Annotated in this window: 15 protein-coding genes; 7 read left to right on the top strand and 8 right to left on the bottom strand. The window is 65.8% G+C overall.

Going from position 1 to position 24529, the window contains the following annotated elements:
* Window positions 1–56 precede the first annotated feature (56 nt).
* Window positions 57–3017: a bifunctional [glutamate--ammonia ligase]-adenylyl-L-tyrosine phosphorylase/[glutamate--ammonia-ligase] adenylyltransferase gene (gene glnE / locus QMX82_RS03765; protein WP_282281290.1), complete on the bottom strand. Its 2961-nt coding sequence runs from the start codon at window positions 3015–3017 to the stop codon at window positions 57–59.
* Window positions 3018–3346: 329 nt separating this feature from the next.
* Here glnE and aceE point away from each other — a divergent pair, with 329 nt between their 5' ends.
* The 4 genes from aceE to msrA all read left to right on the top strand — a co-directional run bounded on the left by aceE (window position 3347) and on the right by msrA (window position 11636).
* The gene (gene aceE / locus QMX82_RS03760) at window positions 3347–5989 is read left to right on the top strand and encodes a pyruvate dehydrogenase (acetyl-transferring), homodimeric type (RefSeq protein WP_208694137.1); all 2643 of its coding nucleotides are present in this window, start codon (window positions 3347–3349) and stop codon (window positions 5987–5989) included.
* A 28-nt stretch (window positions 5990–6017) separates the two neighbouring features.
* Entirely contained in the window at window positions 6018–8006 is a 1989-nt protein-coding gene (aceF, locus tag QMX82_RS03755) for a dihydrolipoyllysine-residue acetyltransferase (protein WP_208694136.1), read from the top strand.
* A 282-nt stretch (window positions 8007–8288) separates the two neighbouring features.
* Window positions 8289–10895 carry a putative bifunctional diguanylate cyclase/phosphodiesterase gene (locus tag QMX82_RS03750; protein WP_208694135.1) on the top strand — a complete coding sequence of 869 codons (2607 nt, stop codon included), beginning with the start codon at window positions 8289–8291 and terminating at the stop codon, window positions 10893–10895.
* Window positions 10896–10976: 81 nt separating this feature from the next.
* Window positions 10977–11636 carry a peptide-methionine (S)-S-oxide reductase MsrA gene (gene msrA, locus QMX82_RS03745; protein WP_158889466.1) on the top strand — a complete coding sequence of 220 codons (660 nt, stop codon included), beginning with the start codon at window positions 10977–10979 and terminating at the stop codon, window positions 11634–11636.
* A gap of 230 nt (window positions 11637–11866) precedes the next feature.
* Here the strand turns inward: msrA and QMX82_RS03740 are convergent, their stop codons facing one another.
* Window positions 11867–12703: a 23S rRNA (adenine(2030)-N(6))-methyltransferase RlmJ gene (locus QMX82_RS03740; RefSeq protein ID WP_282281289.1), complete on the bottom strand. Its 837-nt coding sequence runs from the start codon at window positions 12701–12703 to the stop codon at window positions 11867–11869.
* 129 nt (window positions 12704–12832) lie between these two features.
* Here QMX82_RS03740 and QMX82_RS03735 point away from each other — a divergent pair, with 129 nt between their 5' ends.
* The 3 genes from QMX82_RS03735 to selO all read left to right on the top strand — a co-directional run bounded on the left by QMX82_RS03735 (window position 12833) and on the right by selO (window position 19506).
* Window positions 12833–14572, top strand: coding sequence for a potassium/proton antiporter (locus QMX82_RS03735; protein WP_158889462.1), 1740 nt, complete (start codon window positions 12833–12835; stop codon window positions 14570–14572).
* Window positions 14573–14670: 98 nt separating this feature from the next.
* Complete coding sequence (gene mscK / locus QMX82_RS03730) at window positions 14671–18015, top strand: mechanosensitive channel MscK (RefSeq protein WP_282281288.1); 3345 nt, start codon at window positions 14671–14673, stop codon at window positions 18013–18015.
* A gap of 30 nt (window positions 18016–18045) precedes the next feature.
* Window positions 18046–19506 (top strand): protein adenylyltransferase SelO, encoded by a 1461-nt coding sequence (gene selO, locus QMX82_RS03725; protein ID WP_208694131.1) that lies wholly within the window; start codon window positions 18046–18048, stop codon window positions 19504–19506.
* Between the two features lie 27 nt (window positions 19507–19533).
* Here selO and pncB read toward each other — a convergent pair whose 3' ends face one another.
* From pncB to QMX82_RS03695, 6 genes are all read right to left on the bottom strand, one after another.
* Window positions 19534–20736 (bottom strand): nicotinate phosphoribosyltransferase, encoded by a 1203-nt coding sequence (gene pncB / locus QMX82_RS03720; protein ID WP_208694130.1) that lies wholly within the window; start codon window positions 20734–20736, stop codon window positions 19534–19536.
* Window positions 20737–20819: 83 nt separating this feature from the next.
* Window positions 20820–21038 (bottom strand): hypothetical protein, encoded by a 219-nt coding sequence (locus QMX82_RS03715; RefSeq protein ID WP_178083940.1) that lies wholly within the window; start codon window positions 21036–21038, stop codon window positions 20820–20822.
* Complete coding sequence (locus tag QMX82_RS03710; protein WP_208694129.1) at window positions 21035–21733, bottom strand: lipopolysaccharide kinase InaA family protein; 699 nt, start codon at window positions 21731–21733, stop codon at window positions 21035–21037. Before QMX82_RS03710 ends, QMX82_RS03715 begins: the two co-directional genes overlap by 4 nt.
* 27 nt (window positions 21734–21760) lie before the next feature.
* Window positions 21761–22447, bottom strand: a complete 687-nt coding sequence (locus QMX82_RS03705; protein ID WP_133863002.1) for a class I SAM-dependent methyltransferase — start codon at window positions 22445–22447, stop codon at window positions 21761–21763.
* Between the two features lie 91 nt (window positions 22448–22538).
* A complete protein-coding gene (locus tag QMX82_RS03700; protein ID WP_208694128.1) occupies window positions 22539–23828 on the bottom strand; it encodes a sensor histidine kinase in 1290 nt (429 codons plus the stop codon).
* 2 nt (window positions 23829–23830) lie between these two features.
* Entirely contained in the window at window positions 23831–24505 is a 675-nt protein-coding gene (locus QMX82_RS03695; RefSeq protein WP_208694127.1) for a response regulator transcription factor, read from the bottom strand.
* Between the last annotated feature and the right edge of the window lie 24 nt (window positions 24506–24529).

Below are 24529 nucleotides of genomic sequence, written 5' to 3'. Positions count from 1 at the left end.
TGATCGAAAGCTCGCGCACGGACATCGACATCTTGCCTCTCCTTACTGATGACGGCCTAAAAGGTGGCCGGATTGCCAGACGGCGTGTCCAGCCCCAGGCCGTGCCAGATACGGCGCACTTCGTCGCGCTCGGCGAGAAAGCCGTCGGCCGGCACCTTGCCCGGCTGCTTCTGCAGCACCAGGCGGTGCAGCGCGGCGCGGTAGACCTTGTAGGCTTCGCGCAGGGCAATGGCGTCCGTGGCCGGTACCAGACCAGCCGCTTCGAGGGATTCCAGGATGCGGATGTTGTCGGGAAAACGCAGCAATTCGGGATGCTGCCACGACCAGGCCAGAACGGCATATTGGACCATAAATTCGATATCGACGATACCGCCGGCATCCTGCTTGAGGTCGAAGCGCTGCTCCGGCCGGCGCGCGTTCGGCCCCAGTCCGCCGGCGGTCACCGCGGTACCGAGGTTGTCGAGCATCTTGTCACGCATGCCGGCCACGTCGGCCTGCAGGGTCGCCAGCTCCCGCTGCCGACCGAGGATGCGCGCCCGCACCGCGTCGAAGCGCGCGCCAAGCTGCGGGCAACCCGCCACCACCCGCGCGCGCACCAGTGCCTGGTGCTCCCAGGTCCAGGCCTCGCTCTGCTGGTAGCGCTCGAAGGCCTCCAGCGAACTCACCAGCAGCCCCGCCGCGCCGGACGGCCGCAGGCGCATGTCCACCTCGTAGAGGGTGCCCACCGGGGTGATGGTGGTGAGCAGATGGATGATGCGTTGCCCGAGGCGATTGAAGAACTGGGCGCCATCCATGGGCTTGCCGCCATCGGTCTCGGCCAGGGGATCGGCGTCGTGGATGAACACCAGGTCGAGGTCCGAGCCGTGGCCGAGTTCGATGCCGCCGACCTTGCCGTAGCCGACGATGACGAAGTCCGGCTGGCAGGGCGAGCCGTCGCGTCGCTGCGGCGTGCCATGGCGCTGCACCAGCTGGCGCCAGGCCAGGCCGAAGACCTCTTCGAGGATCACCTCGGCGAGCCAGGTGAGATAGTCGCTGACCTTCATCAGCGGCAGGCTGCCGGCGATTTCCGCCGCCGCCACCCGCAGGCTGTGGGCGCGCTTGAAGTGACGCAGTACGTCCATCTGCTGCTCCAGGTCCTCTTCGGGCAGGCGCATCAGGCGTTCGCGCAATTCGGCGGCCAGTTCCGGCTTTTGCGGCGGATGATAGAGCCGGCCCTCGTTGAGCAATTCGTCGAGCAGCGCCGGATAGCGGGTGATCTGTTCGGCCACCCAGGCACTGGCGCCGCAGAGCTCCAGCAGCCGCGCCAGGGCCGGCGGATTCTCGCTGAGCAGGACCAGGTAGGCGGAGCGTCGCGCCACGGCTTCCACCAGCGGCAGCACCCGCTCCAGCGCCCGATCGGGCTGCTCGTCGGCGCTGACCGCATCCAGCAGCCGCGGCATGAAGGCATCCAGGCGCTCGCGACCGGCGCGCTGCATGGCCCGCACCTGGCCGCTGGCCCGCAGACTGGCCAGCAATTCCAGCGCCTGCTCCGGCGCCTGGAAGCCCGCCGCGCGCAGTCGCGCCAGGGACTCCTCGGGGTCGAGCAGGTCGTCCCACAGCGGCAGCCAGCTGTCTTCCAGCTCGGCGCTCTGGGTCTCCTCCTCGGGATCGGCGATGGTCTGCTGGAAGTGCCAGTCGATGCGGCTGCGCCAGCCGTCGAGTGCCGCGCTGAAGTCATCCCAGTCGGCATACCCCATGAGGAAGGCCACCCGCGCCCGGCCCTGGGGGTCCACCGGCAGGGTCTGGGTCTGCTGGTCGGCGATGGCCTGCAGCCCGTGCTCCACATAACGCAGGAAGCAATAGCCCTCGCGGAGCTCCGCTTCCGCCGCGGCCGGCAGATAGTCGCGCTCGCGCAGACTGGTCAGCACCCTGAGCAGCGAGCGCTGCTGCAGCGCCGGATCGCGCCCGCCATGGATCAGCTGGTAGGCCTGGGCGATGAATTCCACTTCGCGGATGCCACCCGCGCCCAGCTTGACGTTGTCGGTCATGCCGCGCCGGCGCACCTCCTGGCGGATCAGCTGCTTCATGCTGCGCAGGGCTTCGATGGCGGAGAAATCCAGGTAGCGCCGATAGACGAAGGGCCGCAGCAGGGTCAGCAGCTCGGCGCCGCTGGCCTGATCGCCGCCGACCACCCGTGCCTTGATCATGGCGTAGCGTTCCCAGTCGCGGCCCTGGTCCTGGTAGTAGAGCTCCATGGCGGCAAAGCTCAGCACCAGGGCGCCGGCGCTGCCATAGGGTCGCAGGCGCATGTCGACGCGAAAGACGAAGCCCTCCACCGTGGTGGCGTCCAGCGCCTTTATCAGTCGCTGCCCGAGGCGGGTGAAGAATTCCTGGTTGTCCTGCTCGCGCCGCGCGCCGCGCGTCTCCCCGCCCTCGCCATAGGCGAAGATCAGGTCGATATCGGACGACAGATTCAGCTCTCCCGCACCGAGCTTGCCCATGCCCAGCACCACCAGCTGCTGGGGCTGGCCGCTGTGGCGTCCGGTCGGCACGCCGAACTGGCTGCACTGCTGGGCATAGAGCCAGGCGCAGGCCTGGTCGATGCAGGCGTCGGCCAGGTCGCTGAGGTCGCGACAGGTCTCCACCAGATCGGCGCGCCGGGTCAGGTCGCGCCAGACGATGCGCACCTGCTGCAGCATGCGAAAACGCCGCAGCCGACGCCCCAGTTCGGTTTCGTCCGGGCAGTCGGCCAGGGCCTCGCGCAGGCGCTGCGCCATCGCCCCCGGCGCCAGCGACAGCTCCAGATCGCCGCTGTCGACCAGCGCCAGGCAGGCCTCGGGCAGGCGACAGAACTGCTCGACGACGAAATCACTGAGGGCCGTCACCCGCCGCCAGTCGGCGCGCAGCGGCGCGGACCAGTTCGCCTGGCGGGCCGCTGCCGCGGGCAGCGTGGCCAGGGCGTCGGCCAGGCGCCGGTCGGCGAGTTCGGCACAGGCGACAAGAGTCGGAGGCAGTTCGGGACGAAGGAGGGGTATCATGGGCAGTCCTGCGCAGGGACGGTCGAACCCCACCACCCTGCCGCGAACCCCCTACCAGGGACATTCCGACGGACCACCTGGTCCGAGCGGGAACCGTTTTCACGCCCGCGGTTCGGAGTTCGCGAGCCCTTGAGCAGCGCGTTCGACAAACGTCGAATTGTTTTTTATCGCATTACAGCTCGGAGCTGAAACGGATTTGAATTTGTAGTAAAACTACACGCCGATCGGAACCGTCCGGTCATAAATCCAAGAATTTTCGCTGCCCCCAAGAGGCCGGCGGCGACCCTGAGGCGACCGATTTTGGAAGCCTTTCCGCCCTGGAGCAAGCCATGCAAGATCTCGATCCCGTCGAAACCCAGGAATGGCTGGACGCCCTGGAGTCCGTCCTCGACCACGAAGGCGAGGAGCGCGTTCATTATCTGATGACCCGCATGGGCGAACTGGCTACCCGCAGTGGTACCCAGCTGCCCTACTCCATCAATACCCCCTATCGCAACACCATTCCGGTGACCAAGGAAGCCCATATGCCGGGCGACCTGTTCATGGAGCGGCGCATCCGCTCGCTGGTCCGCTGGAACGCCCTGGCGATGGTCATGCGCGCCAACCTCAAGGATCCGGATCTGGGTGGTCACATCTCCACCTTCGCCTCCAGCGCCACCCTCTATGACATCGGCTTCAACTATTTCTGGAAGGCGCCCAACGAAGAGCACGGCGGCGACCTGATCTACTACCAGGGCCACGCTTCCCCCGGCGTCTACGCCCGTGCCTTCCTGGAAGGCCGCCTCTCCGAAGACCAGATGAACAACTTCCGTCAGGAAGTGGACGGCAAGGGCCTGTCGAGCTACCCGCACCCGCACCTGATGCCCGACTTCTGGCAGTTCCCGACCGTGTCCATGGGTCTGGGTCCGATCACCGCCATCTACCAGGCGCGCTTCATGAAGTACCTGGAGAACCGCGGCTACATCCCCGCCGGCAAGCAGAAGGTCTGGTGCTTCATCGGCGACGGCGAGTGCGACGAGCCGGAAACCCTGGGCGCCATCTCCCTGGCCGGCCGCGAGAACCTCGACAACCTGATCTTCGTCATCAACTGCAACCTGCAGCGCCTCGACGGCCCGGTACGTGGCAACGGCAAGATCGTCCAGGAACTGGAAGGCATCTTCCGCGGCGCCGAGTGGAACGTCACCAAGGTCCTCTGGGGCCGCATGTGGGATCCGCTGTTCGCCCGCGACACCGAAGGCCGCATGCAGCAGCGCATGGACGCCGTGGTCGATGGTGAATACCAGAACTACAAGGCCAAGGACGGTGCCTATGTGCGCAAGCACTTCTTCGGCGCCAATCCCGAGCTGCTCAAGATGGTCGAGGACCTGTCCGACGACGAGATCTGGAAGCTCAACCGTGGCGGTCACGATCCCTACAAGGTCTATGCGGCCTACCACCAGGCGGTCAACCACAAGGGCCAGCCCACCGTCATCCTGGCCAAGACCATCAAGGGCTACGGCACCGGTGCGGGCGAAGCCAAGAACACCGCGCACAACACCAAGAAGGTGGATGTGGAGTCGCTGAAGAAATTCCGCGATCGCTTCGACATCCCGCTGAACGATTCCCAGCTCAGCGAACTGCCCTTCTATCGTCCGGCCGATGACAGCGCCGAGATGAAGTACCTGATGAGTCGTCGCGAGTCCCTGGGCGGTCACCTGCCCCAGCGTCGCGCGCGCAGCCTGAGCATCCCCACCCCGCCCCTGGAAACCCTGAAGGCGGTGCTGGACGGCTCCGGCGATCGCGAGATCTCCACCACCATGGCCTTCGGCCGCATCCTGTCGCAACTGGTCAAGGACAAGGACCTGGGCAAGCGCATCGTGCCCATCCTCGCCGACGAGGCCCGTACCTTCGGCATGGAAGGCATGTTCCGCCAGCTGGGCATCTACTCGCCGCACGGTCAGCTCTATGAGCCGGTTGATCGCGACCAGGTGATGTACTACCGCGAAGAGAAGGACGGCCAGATCCTCCAGGAAGGCCTCAACGAGGCCGGCGCCATGTCCTCCTTCATCGCCGCCGGTACCGCCTACAGCAACTACAACCAGCCCATGCTGCCGGTCTACATCTTCTATTCGATGTTCGGCTTCCAGCGTATCGGCGACCTGGCCTGGGCGGCGGGCGATGCCCAGACCCGCGGCTTCCTGCTGGGCGGCACCTCCGGCCGTACCACCCTGAACGGCGAAGGCCTGCAGCACGAGGACGGTCACAGCCACATCCTGGCTGGCACCATCCCCAACTGCCGCAGCTACGATCCCACCTATGCCTACGAGCTGGCGGTGATCATGCGCGAAGGCATCCATCAGATGATGGAACTGCAGCAGAGCGTCTTCTACTACATCACCGTGATGAACGAGAACTACCAGCAGCCGGCCATGCCCCAGGGTGTCGAGGAAGGCATCATCAAGGGCATGTACCTGCTGGAAGAAGAACAAGGCGACTTCAAGCATCGCGTCCAGCTGCTGGGCTCGGGCACCATCCTCAACGAGGTCCGCGCGGCTGCGAGCCTGCTGCGCGAGATGGGTGTCGGCGCCGACATCTGGAGCGTCACCAGCTTCAACGAACTGCGCCGCGAAGGCCTGGCCGTCGACCGCTGGAACCGCCTGCACCCGCTGGAAGAGCGCCGCCTGACCTACGTCGAGCAGTGCCTGGGCGAGCGCCAGGGTCCGGTCATCGCCTCCACCGACTACATGAAGCTGTTCGCCGACCAGATCCGCCAGTGGGTCCCCACCGAATTCCAGGTGCTGGGTACCGACGGCTTCGGTCGCAGCGACAGCCGCAAGAAGCTGCGTGATCATTTCGAGGTCGACCGTCGCTGGGTCGCCGTCGCCGCTCTGCAGGCGCTGGCCAACCAAGGCAAGCTGGAACGCAAGGTCGTGGCCGACGCCATAACCAAGTTCGGCATCGACACCGAGAAGCGCAATCCCCTGGATTGCTGATGCGGCACACGGATAAGAGGAAACAACTGTGAGCGAGACCATCCGCGTACCCGACATCGGCAGTGGCGACGGCGAAGTCATCGAGCTGCTGGTGAAGGTCGGCGATACCGTCGAGGCCGAACAGAGCCTGGTGGTGCTGGAGTCCGACAAGGCCAGCATGGAGATTCCGGCCCCCAAGGCCGGCAAGATCGCCGCCCTGCACATCAAGGTCGGCGACACTCTCAAGACCGGTGATCTGCTGATCGACCTGGAAGGCGAGGACGCCGCCAGCGGCAGCGAACCCGCCGCCGAACCCAAGGCCGAGTCCAAGCAGACCCAGGTCGAGGAAAGCGAAACCCCGACGCCGGCCGGCGACGAGGACGCCTCGGCGTCCGCCGGCGAAGGCGAGTCCCAGGAAATTCACGTTCCGGACATCGGCTCCAGCGGCAAGGCCAGCATCATCGAGGTGGCGGTCAAGCCCGGCGACACCATCGCCGCCGAGCAGACGCTGATCACCCTGGAATCCGACAAGGCCAGCATGGAAATCCCCTCCCCCGCCGCCGGCGTGGTGGAGAGCGTTTCCGTCAAGGTCGGCGACGAAGTGGGCACCGGCGATCTGATCCTGGTGCTCAAGGGCGCCGCCAATGCCAAGCCGAGCAAGAGCGTCGAGTCCAAGGCCGGCGACAAGCCCGCCACGGAAGCCGCCGAGCCCGAGCTGCACGAGGAAGCCGCCGCCGAGCCGGCCGGTGAATCGGTCGAGGAGATCAAGGTCCCCGACATCGGCTCCACCGGCAGTGCCAACGTCATCGAGGTGCTGGTCAAGGCCGGTGACCAGGTCAAGGCCGAGCAGTCGCTGATCGTGCTGGAGTCCGACAAGGCCAGCATGGAAATCCCGGCGCCCAAGGCGGGCGTGGTGGAAAGCGTCGCCATCAAGGTCAATGACCAGGCCAAGACCGGCGATCTGATCCTGACCCTGAAGGTGGCCGGTGCCGCGCCCAAGCAGGCGGCCAAGCCGGCTGCCGGCAACGCCGCCGCCAGCGCGCCGGCGGCCGAGAAGAAAGCCGAGGCTCCGGCCAAGGCCGCCGCTCCCGCCAGCGCCCCTGCCGCCGGCAAGGGCAAGAAGGTCCATGCCGGTCCGGCCGTGCGCATGGTCGCCCGCGAGTTCGGTGTCGATCTGGGCGAGGTCACCCCGACCGGTCCCAAGGGTCGCATCCTCAAGGAAGACGTCCAGACCTACGTCAAGGATCAGCTGCAGAAGAGCAAGGCGGCTCCGGCCGCGGCCGCAGGCGTCACCGGTGGCGCCGGCATCCCGCCGATCCCCACCGTGGACTTCAGCAAGTTCGGCGAGATCGAAGAGGTGCCGATGACGCGCCTCATGCAGGTCGGTGCCAACAACCTGCATCGCAGCTGGCTGAACGTGCCCCACGTCACCCAGTTCGACCAGTCCGACGTGACCGAGCTGGAAGCCTTCCGCGTCGGCCAGAAAGCCGTGGCGGAAAAGGCCGGCGTCAAGCTGACCATCCTGCCGTTCCTGCTCAAGGCTTGCGCCCATGTGCTCAAGGAACTGCCGGACTTCAACGCCTCCCTGGCCCCCAGCGGCAAGGCGGTGATCCGCAAGAAGTACGTGCACATCGGCTTTGCCGTGGACACCCCGGACGGCCTGCTGGTCCCGGTCATCCGCAACGTCGACCAGAAGAGCCTCCTGCAACTCGCCGCCGAAGCCGCCCAGCTGGCGGAAAAGGCGCGGACCAAGAAGCTCAGCGGTGACGACATGCAGGGCGCCTGCTTCACCATCTCCAGCCTGGGTCACATTGGCGGTACCGGCTTCACGCCGATCGTCAATGCCCCGGAAGTGGCGATCCTCGGGGTGTCCAAGGCCAGCATGCAGCCGGTCTGGGACGGCAAGGCCTTCCAGCCGCGCCTGATGCTGCCGCTGTCGCTGTCCTACGATCACCGCGTGATCAACGGGGCGGCCGCCGCGCGCTTCACCAAGCGCCTGGGCGATCTGCTGGCGGAAATCCGCAGCCTGCTGCTGTAAGCCGCCACAGGACGGTAACGGCTGCCCGCTACCGTCTTCTGGTGTAGCGCAAGAACCCCGCTCAGGCGGGGTTTTTGCTGCCAGATCAACCGAAAGATCCAGGAAAAAGGTAGGATGGGCGCCCCGAGCGCCGCCCCTTGCATGGGCCGGCCTCTATCGGGCAACCTTGACAGCCATCCCAGCGTGCTGGCGAGGCGGAAAGGAAAAAGGATTAATGATTTGTCTGTCCTTTCCGATAAACCTAGGACATCTTTCCGTCTTCACAAGGACGCGGACCCTCGCATGAGTATTCACTCCGATGCTGCCGATGCCGCGGTAGCCGATCAGGCGGGCGCGCTCAGCGCTCCTGCCCGGTTGGGCTTGCTGCGTTTCGAGCGTCTGAATGAAGCCTCCTGGGCGATGCTCTATCTCGATCCCCGCTGTGACGCCAGCCTCGGCCTGCCCGCCCAGGCGCTGTGCTCGCTCATCGATGCCCCCTATGCCAGCCTGATGGAGCCGAGCGTCCGTCATCGCCTGCACGAAGACATCCAGCTGCAACTCGCCGAGCACGGCAGCTATCAGGTGCGCTACCTGTTCCACTCCCCTACGGCCCCGTACCAGGTGGTTGAGGTGGGTGAAAGCCTGCAGCGCCATGGCCGTCCCCTGCTGCGCGGCTATCTGCTGCGGGTGATGAACGACGACGCCCTGGCCGGCGAATGGGAAGCCCACAACCTGGCCCTGCGCTCCACCCTGGCGCTCCTGCAGGACAGCCAGGACCACAGCCAGCAACGGCTGGGGATGGCCCAGGCGCGACAGACCCTGCTGCTCGAACTGTCCCGGCTGGCCCTGCGCCAGGCGCCGGTCGACGACGAACTGGTGCAGTTGCTGCGCGCCGAGGGCCCGGCCGCCTTTGCCGCGGACGAACTCAGCCTGTGGCGTTACGAAGGCAATGGCCTCGTCACCCTGTGCAAGGAAGAGCGCCTGCCGACGCTGTGCAGCGACCACCGTCGCCGGTTGCGCGAGCAGGGCGTGATCGAAGACGCCAGTCAGGTCCTGCACCCGCCCCATACCGGGGGTGGAACGGCGCTGGACGTGGCACTGCTGCATGACAATCAGCTGACCGGTCTGCTCTGCCTGCGACGAGACCGCCCGGCCACCTGGGAAGCCGAGGACGTCGCCTTCGCCCGCAGCCTGGCGGAATGCCTGGCCGCCCTCCTTCAGCAACCGGAGCGCCTGCCCAAGGTCGCCCACCCCCTGACCCGGGTGATGGAAGCCAGCAACGATGCCTTCCTGCTGCTGGATGCCAGTGGTTGCCTGGAGCACGCCACCGACAGCTTCGCGCGGATCACTGGATACCCCATCGGCAAGCTCCAGGGTCTGCACGTCGAGTCCTTGCCAGCCCTGGAAAACTGGGGCGAGCTGCTCTACGAAGCCTGGCAGCGGTTGGCGCACCAGGACAGCTGGCAAGGCGAACTGCGCTGCTATCGCCGGGACGGCGAGACCTACTGGGGCCAGCTGTCGCTGTCCAAGATCCAGCAGCCCAATGGTGGCCTGCAGGGCTATCTGGGCATCTTCCAGGACACCAGCAAGACCCGCTTCGCCCAGCAGCACAACGACGAACTGGTGTTTCGCGACAGCCTTACCGGGCTGGCCAACCGCAGCCACTTCATCGCCCGCCTGGAGGCGCGCCTGGAGCAGTCCAGTCCGAGCCGCGAACACTCGCTGCTGCTGGTGGACGTCGACAACTTCAAGAGGGTCAACGACAGCCTCGGTCATCGCATCGGCGACCAGTTGCTGGTGGGTCTGGCCCGGCGCCTGCGCAGCGCGCTGGGCAAGGGCGCACTGATCGCCCGCATCGCCAGCAACGAATTCGCCGTGCTGCTCGAAGGCATGGATGCGGTCTCCGCTGACAGCCTGGCCCGCGATACCCTGGTGGCCCTGGATCCGCCACTCTATGTGGAGGGCCACCCGACCCTGATCAGCTGCTCGATCGGCCTGACCACCGCCCGGCCGCACGAGACCGATCCACAGACCCTGATCAAGCACGCCGGCCTCGCCCTGCACAGAGCCAAGGCCACCGGCGGCCATCAGGTCCAGGTGTTCACCGAGGCGCTGATCGCCGAAGCCAGCAATAAGCTGTTCGTGCAGAACAATCTGCGCCGGGCCCTGGAACAGAACGAACTGCTGGTGCACTACCAGCCCAAGGTCTGCCTGAAACGCGCCAAGCTGCTCGGCCTGGAAGCCCTGATCCGCTGGCAGCACCCGGAAAAGGGCATGATCCGTCCGGACCAGTTCATCAGCATCGCCGAGGAAACCGGACTCATCGTACCCATCGGCAAATGGGTCATCCGCGAGGTCTGCCGCCAGCTGCACCGCCTCGACGCCGCCGGTTTCGACGATCTGCAGATCGCCATCAACCTGTCGCCCAAGCAGTTCACCGATCCCGACCTGGTGCAGTCCTTCGTCACCATCCTCGACGAGGAGGGCATCGCGCCCAAGCGTCTGGAGCTGGAACTGACCGAAAGCCTCCTGCTGGATGCCACCGACGCCACCCGCAACACCCTCGAAGCCCTCAAGCGCCTGGGCATGAGCCTGGCGATGGACGACTTCGGCACCGGCTATTCGTCGCTCAGCTACTTGAAAAAATTCCCCATCGACATCATCAAGATCGACAGGAGTTTCATCAAGGACATCCCGGACAACCAGGACGACATGGAAATCACCTCCGCGGTGATCGCCATGGCCCATAACCTGCGGCTGCAGGTGGTTGCCGAGGGCATCGAGACGACCGAACAGCTGGCGTTCCTGCGCCACCATCGCTGCGATATCGGCCAGGGCTATCTGTTCGACAAGCCCATCCCGGCCGATCAGCTCGACGCCGCCCTGGCGCGTTACCTGCCGACGCGCTGACCCGCCGCGCGGACTCGACCCCGCTGCAGCGATTTTGCGTACACTGAGCTTTTCGCCTGGCCCTTTCCCACGAGGTATCCCATGGTCCTGCGTTCCGAAATCCTGACCAAGAAGACTCATCTGCCCGCCGCCGAGCAGGCGCTGCCCGGCCGCGAGACGGCCATGGCCGTGCCCGCGGCCCACTATGTCAACGGCAATCCGTTGCAAGGCCCCTTCCCCACCGGTCTGCAGAGTCTGGTGGTAGGCATGGGCTGCTTCTGGGGCGTCGAGCGGCGCTTCTGGCAACAGCCAGGAGTCTGGACCACCGCGGCCGGCTATGCCGGCGGCCATACCCCCAATCCGACCTACGAAGAGGTGTGTTCCGGCCTGACCGGTCATACCGAGGTGGTGCTGGTGGTGTTCGATCCGGCGCAGACCTCGCTGGAGGCGTTGCTGAAGATCTTCTGGGAAGCCCACGATCCGACCCAGGGCATGCGCCAGGGCAACGACGTCGGCACCCAGTATCGCTCGGCGCTGTATTACACCGACGACAGTCAGCGGGAAGCCTTTGAAGCCAGCCAGGCCGCCTTCCAGGCGCAACTGGCCGAGGCCGGTTATGGCGAGATCACCACCGAGATCGCCCCGCTGCCGCCCTTCTACTACGCCGAGGCCTATCACCAGCAGTACCTGGCGAAGAATCCCAACGGCTATTGCGGCCTGGCCGGCACCGGTGTCTGCCTGCCGCCCAGCCTGGCGGTCTGATCCCGAGCCGCTGCGGCGGCTCTCTTTGTTGGGCTTCGGCGGTAGAGCCGCCGCAACCCAGCCTACGCCAACCTTTCCCGTAGGCTGGGTTGAGCGCAGCGAAGCCCAACGTCCCCAGGCTTGACACCCTGCTTTGGGGCTTCGGCGGTAGAGCCGCCGCAACCCACCTTACGCCAACCTTTCCCGCAGGTTGGGTTGAGCACAGCGAAGCCCAACAGCGCCGGGCCTCGCTATTCCGCGATCAGCCAGTCCAGCCGCCAGCTGCTTTCGCCCTGGGCCAGATGCTTGGCCAGCCAGGGCAGCAAGTCGCGCAATTCTTCCTCCAGGCCCCACGGCGGATTGACGATGGCCAACCCCGAGCCATTGAGCCGGGTGGCATCGTCCGCCGCGCGGATCAGCAATTCGACATTGAGCAGCTTGGGCGCGCCGCTGGCCTGCAGACCGGCATGAAAGCGTCGGAGCTGACGGCGATCCTTGATCGGATACCAGAGCATGATCACCGTCTGGCGCAGCCGGCCGATGGCCTCCGCAATTGCCTTGACGCAACGCTCCAGCTCGTCGGCCTTCTCGAAGGGCGGATCGATCAGCAGCAAGGCCCGCCGCTCGGGGACCGGCAGCAGCGCCCTGGGCAGTAGCCAGCCATCCTTCTGGTGCACCGCGACCCGGCGATCGCGAGCCATGTTTTCCTTGAGCAGCCGACCATCCTCCGGATGCAGCTCGTTGAGCAGCAGGCGATCCTGGGGGCGCAGGGCCTGGCGCATCAACTCGGGCGAGCCGGGGTAGTAGCGCAGCGCGCCATCGGGATTGAGCGCCGCCACCGCCTCGCGATAGCCGACAAAGGCCGCCGGCGCGGACTCCAGGGTCCACAGCCGTCCGATGCCTTCGCGCCATTCGTCGGTACGACTGGCCTGATCGCCGGCCAGGTCATAGCGACCGACGCCGGAATGGCTGTCCAGATAGACGAAGGGCGTCTCCTTGCGCGCCAGCAGCGCGGCCAGGCGCAACAGGATGGCGTGCTTGAAGACATCGGCGTGATTGCCGGCGTGGAAGGCGTGTCGGTAATTCATGGGATACTCCAGCGTCAGCCCTACAGTGTACCGTCTTCCTCGGGCGCCAGCGGCGTCGCGCTTTGACACCCCGGCCACCCAGCGGGTTAAATCCCCAGGTTCTTCAATTCTTTACCCCAGGAGTCACGCTTGGACGCTGTCACCATCAACAGCCTGTTCTTGATCGGTGCGGTGCTGATCGGCCTGTCGATTCTGGTCAGCTCGATTTCCTCGCGGGTCGGCATCCCGATTCTGGTGATCTTCCTGGTGGTCGGCATGTTCGCCGGCATCGACGGTCCCGGTCACATCGCCTTCGACAACTATCCGATGGCCTACCTGGTGGGCAACCTGGCGCTGGCGGTGATCCTGCTCGACGGCGGCATGCGCACCCGGGTGTCGAGTTTCCGGGTGGCGCTCTGGCCGGCGCTGTCGCTGGCCACCGTGGGCGTGATGATCACCACCGGCCTGACCGGGGTCGCCGCCGCCTGGCTGTTCGACCTCAGCCTGCTGCAGGGGCTGCTGATCGGCGCCATCGTCGGTTCCACCGATGCCGCGGCGGTGTTTTCCCTGCTCGGCGGCCGCGGCCTCAATGAGCGGGTCACCGCCAGTCTGGAAATCGAATCGGGCAGCAACGACCCCATGGCGGTGTTTCTCACCGTTACCCTGATCGAGATGCTCGCCAGTGGCGAAAGTGGCTTCAGCTGGAGTCTGCTCGGTCACTTCGTCAGCGAATTCGCCATCGGCGGGGTGATTGGCCTGGGCGGCGGCTGGCTGCTGCTGCAGCTGATCAATCGCATCCACCTCGCCGACGGCCTCTATCCACTGTTGGCCATCAGCGGTGGCCTGCTGATCTTTGCCCTGACCAACACCGCCCATGGCAGTGGCATCCTCGCGGTCTACCTGGCCGGTCTGCTGATGGGCAATCTGCCGATCCGCAGTCGCCACGGCATGCTGCACATGCTCGACGGCATGGCCTGGCTGGCGCAGATCGGCATGTTCCTGGTGCTGGGCCTGCTGGTGGAGCCGCACAACCTGCTGCCCATCGCCCTGCCCGCCCTCGGCCTTGCCCTGTGGATGATCCTGGTCGCCCGCCCATTGTCGGTGGCCATCGGCCTGCTGCCCTTCCGCGCCTTCCACGACCGCGAAAAGGCCTTTATCGCCTGGGTCGGGCTGCGTGGCGCGGTCCCGATCATTCTGGCGGTGTTCCCGATGATGGCCGGGCTGCCCCAGGCCCAGCTGTTCTTCAACGTGGCCTTCTTCATCGTGCTGGTGTCGCTGCTGGTGCAGGGTTCCAGCCTGCCGCTGGCCGCCAAGCTGCTCAAGGTGACGGTGCCACCGGAGCCGGCGCCCTTCTCTCGCGCCGGTCTGCAGGTCCATCCGACCAGCGAATGGGAGCTGTTCATCTATCGCCTGGGCGCCGAGAAATGGTGCATCGGCGCCGCCCTGCGCGAGTTGAAGATGCCCGAGGGCACCCGTATCGCCGCGCTGTTCCGCGGCGAGACCTTGCTCCACCCCTCCGGCAGTACCACCCTGGAAGCCGGCGACATCCTCTGTGTGGTCGGCCACGAGCACGATCTGCCGGCCCTCGGCCGGCTGTTCAGCCAGGCACCGCAGCAGACCCAGAGATTCTTCGGCGACTTCGTCCTGGAAGCCGACGCCGAACTCAGCGCCGTGGCCGCGCTGTACGGCCTGCAACTGGGCGAGGTGGACGGCAACCAGCGCCTCGGCAGCTTCATCACCCACGAGATCGGCGGCGAACCCATCGTCGGCGACCTGGTGGAATGGAACGGCCTGGTCTGGATCGTCGCGGCCATCGAGAACAAGCGCGTGCGCAAGGTCGGCGTGAAGTTTCCCGAAGGCCGCAGCAGCGGGCCCGCACTCTTTCTTTAACGGTGGATGAACAGGGTTCGCGCCCTGGAAAGCGCTATCTTGCGCCCATGGCAGCCTGGCTTTAACCTCGCGCCTTTCCACTGCCCGACGCCCGCCGCATGCACCGCCTGTCCGCTCTGCTTCGCGCCGCCGCTCTCTGCGGTTGCCTGTTCACCCTTCCCGCCGTGGCTCAGGATTCCGGGCCGCCGGATGCCCAGCAGGTGCAGCAGAATCTCACCGGGTTGGCCGATCGCAAGCTGCCCGCCCCCGAGCAGAGCGCCGCCCAGGACAGTTTGCAGCAGACCCTCAAGTTGCTCGACCAGCGCGACCAGTACGTCAAGCAGTTGGCCGATCTGCGCCAGCAACTGGCCCAGGCGCCGCAGCAGATCAAGGATGCCCAGCGGCAACTGGCGCGACTGCGCGCCGAGCCGATCAAACCGGCCGAACAGCGCTATGCCGGCGCCACGCCCCAGGCCCTGGAGCAGCGCTTGAGCGAGACCAGCCTGGCGCTCAACAGCGTGCAGGACGACCTCAATGCGGCCAACAGTCTGGTGATCAATGCCCAGACCCGTCCCGAACGCGCCCAGGTGGACATCGCCAATCTGCAGACGCGCCTGCAGCAGATCGCCGATCTGCTCAAGAACGGGCGCGAGAACGCCAAGTCAATTACGCCCGAGCGACGCGGTCAGTTGCTGGCGGAACAGGCGGCCGCCAATGCGCAGATCCAGCTGCTGCGCCAGGAACTGGGCGGCAACAGCGTGCTGCAGGATCTCGGGGCGATCCGCCGCGAACTCTTCACCGAGCAGGTCAAGCGCTACGAGCAGGAGACCCTGGACCTGCAGACGCTGATCAGCGGCAAGCGCCGCCAGCAATCGGAAAAGACCCTGGCCGAAGCCTCTCGCGAATCGGAAAAGACCGCCGGGGACGATGTGCTGTCCCAGGAGACCGGACTCAACCTGCAACTGTCGGACTACCTGCTGCGCGCCACCGATCGCCTCAACGACCTCAATCGCCGTAATCTCGAGTCGCGCCAGCAGCTGGACCAGCTCAAGCAGACCTCCGAGAACATGGAACAGCAGATCGGCGTGCTCAAGGGCAGCGTGCTGCTGTCCAAGCTGCTCTATCAGCAGCGGGCGGCACTGCCCTCGGTCAAGGTCAACAAGGACCTCACCGATGACATCGCCGATCTGCGCCTCTATCAGTTCGAACTCAACCAGCAGCGCGCCCAGATCGCCAATCCGGAAGGCTACGTCGACACCCTGCTGGCCCAGCAGCCGCCGGAAAAGGCCACCCTGCAGCTGCGTCAGCAACTGCTCGACCTGCTCAAGACCCGCAGCGAACTGCAGGAGCGCCTCAACACCGAACTCAACGCCCTGCTCAGCGAATCCATCGATCTGCAGCTCAACCAGAACCAGCTGCGCAGCACCATCACCAGCCTGCGCGGTACCCTCGACGAGCAGATGTTCTGGATTCCCAGCAACAAGCCGCTGGACTGGAACTGGGTCAAGACCGCGCCCCGCAAGCTGTTGCAGCAGCTGCGCGACGTGCCCTGGGGCTCCAGCCTGCATGAACTCTATGTCGGCCTGGCCGAGCGGCCGCTGCTGCTACTACCGCTGGTGCTGGCCTTCGCCACCCTGATCTGGCAGCGCCCGCGCCTCTATGGCCGGGTCCACAAGCTCAACCAGGACATCGGCCACTATCAGCGTGACAGCCAGTTGCACACGCCCCAGGCGATCCTGCTCACCATCCTGCTGGGCCTGCCGGCGAGTCTGGTGCTCTGGCTGGGCGGCGTGACTCTGGAGGGTGACGAACGCGGGGTCAACGCCGCCATCGGCGCGGCCCTGCTGGAGATCGCCGCCGGCTGGCTGGTGTTCTACACGGTGTATCGCCTGCTGGCCTCCGGCGGTGTGGCCGAGACCCATTTCCGCTGGGCCCGGCCCCAGGCGCAGTCGTTGCGCCGGCTGGTCAGACGGGTGGGGCTGCTGGCCCTGGCGCTGATGGCGGTGGTGGCCATCGCCGAGCGTCAGCTGGCGGGGCTGGCCGACGACGTCCTCGGCATCCTCATCGTCCTGGTCGCCTATGCCAGCCTGGCCTGGATGCTCGGTCGCTCCCTGCTCAATGCCACCGCCCGCGAGCGCCTGCCGTTCTTCCGCCTGCTGCTCGGCCTGATGATCACCGCCATTCCGGCCGTGCTGTTCTTCGCCGTGCTCTTCGGCTACTACTACACCGCGCTCAAGCTCACCGATCGCCTGGTGGACACCCTCTATGTGCTGATGGCCTGGATCATCCTCGAAGCCACCCTGGCCCGCGGCCTGAGCGTGGCCGCGCGGCGGCTGGCCTACCAGCGCGCCATCCAGAAGCGCCAGGCGCAGCAGGAAGACGCCGAGGGCGTGGAGGTGGTGCAGGAGCCGACCCTGGACATGGAGCAGGTCAACCAGCAGTCCTCGCGGCTGTTGCGCCTGACCCTGCTGCTGGCCTTCCTCGGCGTGCTCTACCTGGTCTGGGCCGATGTGGTGGCGGTGTTCTCCTACCTGGACAACGTCACCCTCTACCAGTACACCAGCGGCACCGGCGCCGCCGCCACCCAGGTCCCTCTGACACTGCGGGTGTTCATCATCGCCCTGGTGATCGCCGGCCTCACCGTCGCCCTGGCGCGCAACCTGCCTGGCCTGCTGGAGGTGCTGGTGCTGTCACGCCTGAATCTGGCCCAGGGCAGCGCCTACGCCACCACCACCCTGCTGTCCTATGTCATCGTCGGCTTCGGCACCGTGACCACCCTGGCGACGCTGGGGGTGAGCTGGGACAAGCTGCAGTGGCTGGCCACCGCCCTCTCGGTCGGTCTGGGTTTCGGTCTGCAGGAGATCTTCGGTAACTTCATCTCCGGTCTGATCATCCTCTTCGAGCGCCCGGTGCGCGTCGGCGACCTCATCACCATCGGCAACGTGACCGGCACGGTGAACAAGATTCGCATCCGCGCCACCCATATCACCGATGCCGACCGCAAGTCGGTGGTGGTGCCGAACAAGACCTTCGTCACCAGCCAGTTGATCAACTGGACGCTGACCGACACCGTCACCCGCATCGTGCTGACCTTCGGCGTCAATCGCGGCAGCGACCTGGCCCAGGCGCAACAGCTGATCATGCAGGCGGTAAAGGAGAATGCGCGCGTCCTGCACGACCCCGAACCCTCGCTGTTCGTCACCCACTATGGCGCCACCACCCTGGATCACGAACTGCGCATCTATGTCCGGGAACTGGGCGATCGCAGTGCCGCCACCGACGAGCTGATCCGCCGGGTCGACCAGCTGCTGCGCGACGCCGGCATCAACCTGCTGTCGACGCCGCAGATGGAGATCACCCTGAAGAATCGTCACGGTGCGGAGAAACAACTGGGCAAAACGACTCTCCTACCTGAAGGGGATGCCCAGCAGGAGGCCGAGGATCCCAAGCCACCCAAGGCCTGACGGCCCCTGCGCAGACGATCCGGAATACCCATGAAACAGCTGCTCGACCTGACCTTTGACAACAGATTCGCCCGCCTGGGCGATGACTTCTCCACCCACATCGACCCCCGGCCGCTGGACGATCCTCGGCTGGTGGTCGCCTCGCCCGCGGCCCTGGCCCTGCTGGATCTGGACCCGGCGGTGGCCGAGACACCCGAATTCACCCAGGTGTTCGCCGGGGCGCAGCTCTGGGACAGCGCCGAACCCCGGGCCATGGTCTATTCCGGTCATCAGTTCGGCTCCTACAACCCCCGCCTCGGCGATGGCCGCGGCCTGCTGCTGGGCGAGGCGGTCAACGACCGCGGCGAGCACTGGGACCTGCACCTCAAGGGTGCCGGTCTCACGCCCTTCTCGCGCATGGGCGACGGCCGCGCCGTGCTGCGTTCTTCCATCCGCGAATTCCTCGCTTCCGAAGCCCTGCATGCCCTGGGCATTCCGACCACCCGCGCCCTGTGCGTGATCGGCTCCGCCACCCAGGTGGTGCGCGAGCGACTGGAAACCGGCGCCACCCTGCTGCGCATGGCCCCCAGCCACGTGCGCTTCGGCCATTTCGAATACTTCTACTACACCCGCCAGCATCAGCTGCTGGAGCAGCTGGGCGAGCATGTGCTGGCCGCGCACTTCCCCGAATTGCTGACGACGCCTGAGCCCTGGACCGCGCTGTTCCGCGAGGTGGTGGAGCGCAACGCCCGGCTGATCGCGTATTGGCAGGCCTATGGCTTCTGCCACGGGGTGATGAACACTGACAACTTCTCGATTCTGGGACTCACCTTCGATTTCGGCCCCTTCGCCTTTCTCGACGACTTCGACGCCCAGTTCATCTGCAATCACTCCGATCACACGGGGCGCTATTCCTACAGCAACCAGGTGCCCATCGCCCACTGGAACCTGGCGGCCCTGGCCCAGGCACTGACGCCCAAGGTGGCGGTGGAGACGCTGCAGGAGAGCATCGCCCTCTTCCTGCCGCTGTACCAGGCGCACTATCTCGACCTGATGCGCCGTCGGCTAGGCCTGCAGGACGCGCGGAACGAAGACCAGGAACTGGTCGAGCGCCTGCTGGCCCTGATGCAGCAGGGCGGCGTGGACTATCACCTGTTCTTCCGCCATCTGGGCGAAGACGAACCTGCCGCGGCGTTGGCCCGGGTGCGCGAGGACTTCATCGACCTGCGCGGTTTCGACGACTGGAGCCAGGCCTATCGCGCCCGCCTGGAGGCCGAAGGCGGTACCGCAGCCGACCGCACCACGCGCATGAATGCGGTCAATCCGCTGTATGTGCTGCGCAACTACCTGGCCCAGCAGGCCATCGAGCAGGCCGAAGCGGGCGACTATCGCGAGGTGCGCCTGTTGCACGAGGTGCTGTCACGCCCCTTCGAGGCCCAGCCGGGACGCGAGCGCTTCGCCCAGCGACCGCCGGACTGGGGCAAGCACCTGGAGATCAGCTGCTCGTCCTGAGAGCCGGCCCTGGCAAGGCGTCCGAACTCAGGCGCCGTTGACCTGGAAGACGTGCCGCAGATAGTGCAGGAAGTCCGGCTCGCCGCCCTGGGCCTTGCCCGGGGCGTCGGAGATCTTGGCCACCGGCTGGCCGTTGCAGCGACTCATCTTGAGCACCATGTTCATCGGCTGCACCCCGGGGATGTCGCAGGTGAAGTGGGTGCCGATGCCGAAGCTCACGTTGATCCGCTCGCGCAGGGCGCGAAACAGCGCCAGGGCCTTTTCCAGATTGAGCGAATCGGAGAACACCAGGGTCTTGGTCAGGGGATCTATGCCCAGCTGCTGGTAATGGGCGATGGCCTTTTCCGCCCACTGCAGGGGATCGCCGCTGTCGTGCCGCAGGCCGTCGAACAGCTTCGCGAAGTAGAGATCGAAATCGCGCAGGAAGGCATCCATGGTGATGGTGTCGGTCAGGGCGATACCGAGCTGACCGCGATACTCGCGCACCCAGCAGTCGAGGGCGGAGATCTGGCTGTCGATCAGTCGCGGCCCCAGTTGCTGGTGCGCCATCAGCCACTCGTGGGCCATGGTGCCCAGGGGCGCGACGTCCAGCTTCCAGGCCAGGTGCACGTTGCTGGAGCCGACGAAGCGACCGGGGAAGTCATCCCTCAGGCTGCGCACCACCATTTCCTGCACCCCGTAGGAGAAGCGCCGCCGGGTGCCGAAGTCGGCCATCTTGAACTCGGCCAGTTCATCGGCGCCCGCTTCCCGTGCCAGCCAGTCGAACTTGCGATAGAGCTGATCCCGCGCCACCTGCAGCGGCAGATCGGCATGGCGCTGGCGATTGCGCACCTCGCTGATCAGCGCCAGGATCGGCACCTCGAACAGGATCAGGTGCAGCCAGGGACCCTTAAGGGTCAGGGTGAAGCGCCCTTCTTCCTCGCCCAGGAACACATAGGAGGGATTGAAGCGAAACAGCCGCAGGAAGCGGATGAAGTCCGGGGTGATGAAGGGGATGCGCTCGAGAAAGGCCAGCTGACCGTCGCTGATGGCGACATCGGCGAGGGCATCGATCTCGGCCTGGATGGCCGCGTGATAGGGCCGCAGGTCTTCGTCGTTGCGGCAGCGAAAGGCCCACTCGACTTCCGCATTGGGATAGTTGTGCAGGACGGCCTGCATCATGGTGAGCTTGTAGAAGTCGGTGTCCAGCAGGCTTTGCACGGCCTGCTCGGAAAAACTATCGGCCATCATCGGCGGGGGCTCGGCAGCTAGAAGTCAGACGACAGGATGCCCAACTTACCGAGGAAGCGAAAGGCGCTTGACCGCCCGAGGGCCTAGCGGTTGTGGGTCTGGGTCATGCCGAAGAGAAACAGCAGCAGGTCCTGGCTACCGGTGCTGGAGGTGGTCAGACTGCGAGCCACCGGCGTCTGGCAATACTCGAGGCCTTCACTGCCGACCACCACCGCCGCCGGCCGCAGCCAGCTCGCATAGGCCAACGTGGTGACCCCGCAGAAAGCCGCGATCAACAAACCTCGAGTAATTTGTGAAGTCATGGTTCTAACCCTCTGATCTTCCGTCCCAACGCCTGTTGGTAAACGTAGAGGAGAGTTCGCCATTGCGCAGCATTCCACGACGAATGGCGGCGTAATTGCAGCATATCCCGACGGGCGGCCGTGTCTATGCCGATGCGCTGGCGACATTTCTCCAGATCGAGCAGGGCGACGGAGAATTCCTTGCCCTGAGGGCCGACCCGCTCGGCCACGAAGATGTGCTTGGGATAGAGGCAGCCGTGTTGCCAGCGGTGCCGATGCATCCGGGCCAGTACCTGGCCCAGGGTGGTCAGGAAACGCTCGTGCTCGGCTTCGCTGAGAGACTGGCCACCACCTTCGGCGTACCACTGATCGAGGTCCTGATAGCCTTCCAGAGCGGCGCTCACCAAGAGCGCGCGCCAGCCGCCCTGGGCATGCCGGGCGTCGCAGAACAGTAGTTCGGGAACCTGAATGCCCAGGTCGCGAAAGGCGATCAGCGCATCGCGCTCGCGCAGGGCAGTGGGACGCCCTAGGGGATGACGCAGACTGCGATAGAGATGGCCGACCTGGCGCTTGACGTAGGCCAGGGTACCGTCGGGAAGTTGCAGGCGCTGAACACCGCTTTCGCCACCGCGGCGGACGTTGGGGGCTTCCACCCAGTCACCCGCGGTGTTCCACCAGCGATCGAAACGCTCTTCGCCTTGCGGTACGGCTCCCATCAGCTGCCTCTCTTATTCTAAATAGCTTCAATTGGCCTTGCGCAGGACATAGACCCGCCACATGGCATAGCCCGGCAGGAAATCCAGGGCGCGGTCGACGACGAAGCCTGCCTGGGCGACCTCCGCCTCGAACTGGCTGCGCTCGACGATGAATCTGTTCTGATAACCGCCACGGTCGCGGCCCTGGGCCTTGCGACGGCGCTCCAGCGCCTGACGCCGCCAGGCCTTGAAGTTGCCATCCACCCACAACGACAGGATGACGCTGTCGCGGGTCACCCGGTGGAACTCCTGCAGCAGGGCCAGTCGGTCCGCCGATTCGCCCACATGGTGAAACAGGCGCATACAGAAAATGCAATCTACAGAATTGTCGGACAGGTCGATAGCGAAAGCCGACGTCTGTAGCGTCTTCACCCGGGCCACGACATCTGCGGGCTGCTGATCACGGGCGGTGGCCAGCATGTTTTCCGAGTAATCGGCACCAATGATCAGGCGATTGCGCTTTTCCGCCAGCAGCGGCCAGAAGCGCCCTGCCCCACTGGGCAGATCCAGCACCAGATTGGGCTGGCCGGCGATGCTCAGGGCCTGCCGCGCCAGTTGCTGGTCGCGCCAGTTGGACAGACGCCGGGCCAGACCGTCCTGATGCTTCAGGTAATACTGGCGGGCGTGGTCGGCGTCGTACTTTTGCGAAAAGGGCAGGTCGATGGGCGCTTTCACGGAGGCGGCTCCTGAGGGAGTGGAGAAGTGCCGCCACCCTACCCGGGCCCCTGTCAAACCCCGGTCAAGCCTTTGTGAAATTTCTGTAACCTTAGTCCGCTAGTCTGTCGGTGCCGAGTGCTATCTCGAAGCGGCAACCGCCCGCCGCGCTTTCACCCAGGGTCACGTGCCAGCCCTGCAGCTGGCAGATCCTGCGCACCAGCGACAGGCCCAGTCCGAGGCCCTCGCCGCGCCCCTCCGCGCCCCGCACGAAGGGCTGGAACATCGCCTCGCGCTGCTCCTCGGGGATGCCGACGCCGCTGTCTTCCACCACGAAACCGTCCGTCCCGACGTGCAGGCCGATATAACCCCGCTCGGTGTAATGCAGCGCATTGCGCAGCAGATTGCTCATCACCGAGCGCAGAAAGGGCTCGTGCCAGAGCCCCTGATCAGCCCCCGGCGCCACGCTCAGCCGCCACTGCAGGCCCTTGGCTTGCACCGCCGCCTGCCACTCCTGCGTCTGCCGCCGCGCCACGTCAGCCAGGGTGGCCCGCGGGGCCTGGGTGTCGTTGTCGCCCTGGTTGCGTGCCAGCGCCAGAAAGGTCTGCACCAGCTCCTGCATCTCCCGCGCGGCGCGGGTCATGCGCTCCAGTGGCCCCTTCGCCCGCGGCGGCAGATCCGGCGTGGCCTCGAGCAACTCGCAGGAGGAATTGATCACCATCAGCGGAGTACGCAACTCGTGGCTGACGTCACTGGTGAACAGCCGCTCCCGGGCCAGGGCAGCACGCAGGCGCTCCAGGGCATCGTCGAAGGCCCCGGCCAGCTCGCCAACCTCGTCCTTGGCGTAGTCCGGCGCCAGGGGCGGGGTTACATCGAGCAACTGGTCACGCCGGCGCACCTGACGCGCCAGCCGTACCACCGGGGCGATCACCCGCCGCGCCAGGGCCCAGCCCAGCAGCCAGGCCAGGGCCACGCTGATCAGGAAGCCGACCAGCACCACCTTGTAGAGCAGGCGTTCGCGCGCCTCGAAATCGCTCTGGTTCTGCAGCAGGACGAAGTGGTTGCCCTCCAGCTCGGCCACATAGGCATAGAAGTACTGTTGGTCCTCTTCCACTTCACTGAAACCGGCCGGCAGCTCGCGCAGGTGCGCCGGCAGCTGTGCCACCTCAGCGAGGGGCACGAAGTACAGGCGCATGTCCGGGTCCAGCACCGGCTGGCCGCCGCGCTTCATGTCGCGCTGCACCATGCGCTCCAGTTCATTGTGCAGATCGGTGGAGATCAGGCGTTCCTCGACGGTGTGCACCGCGGCGACGATCCCCAGGGCAAAGACGCCACCCACCAGAAAGGTCATCAGCACGAAGGCGATGACGATCCGTCGCGACAGGCTCAGGTGATATTCCATGGCTAGTCCTGCTCGACCAGTTTGTAGCCCACGCCGTGAATGGTGCGCAGCAGCGGCTGCTCGAAGGGCTTGTCGACCACCTGGCGCAACTGGTGGACGTGGCTGCGCAGGCTGTCGCTGTCAGGGTAGTCTTCGCCCCATACCGCTTCCTCCAGCACCTCGCGCCGTACCACGTGGGGTGACTTCTGCATCAGCAGAGCGAGAATCTTGAGGCCGATGGGATTGAGCTTGAGCGCCTTGCCGGCGCGACTGACCTCCAGGGTATCGAGGTCATAGCTGAGATCCGCGACCTGCAGCTGGCGGCGCCCGCCACCCTTGGTCCGGCGCATCACCGCTTCGATGCGGGCGGCCAGTTCGGACAGGGCGAAGGGTTTGACCAGATAGTCATCGGCGCCGGAGCGAAAGCCTTCCAGGCGATCGTCGAGTTGATCGCGGGCGGTGAGCATGATCACTGGGGTGTCGCGGCGGGCATCCTGGCGCAACCGCTGGCAGAGGGTGTAGCCATCGATGCCGGGCAGCATGATGTCGAGGATCAGCAGGTCATAGTGCTCGGTCGCGGCCAGGTGCAGGCCCGACAGCCCATCCTGGGCGCAATCCACGCTGTAGCCCTTGAGACTGAGGTAGTCCAGCAGATTGCTGAGGATGTCGCGGTTGTCTTCCACCACCAGGATACGCATGTCGCTGACCTCTTGCCCGAGCCC

It is taken from the genome of Pseudomonas sp. PS02302, assembly GCF_029959585.1.
GTDB lineage: Bacteria > Pseudomonadota > Gammaproteobacteria > Pseudomonadales > Pseudomonadaceae > Chryseomonas > Chryseomonas aestiva.
Note: the sequence above shows the minus strand (reverse complement) of the source record. Positions and strands in the feature narration are given on the sequence as shown.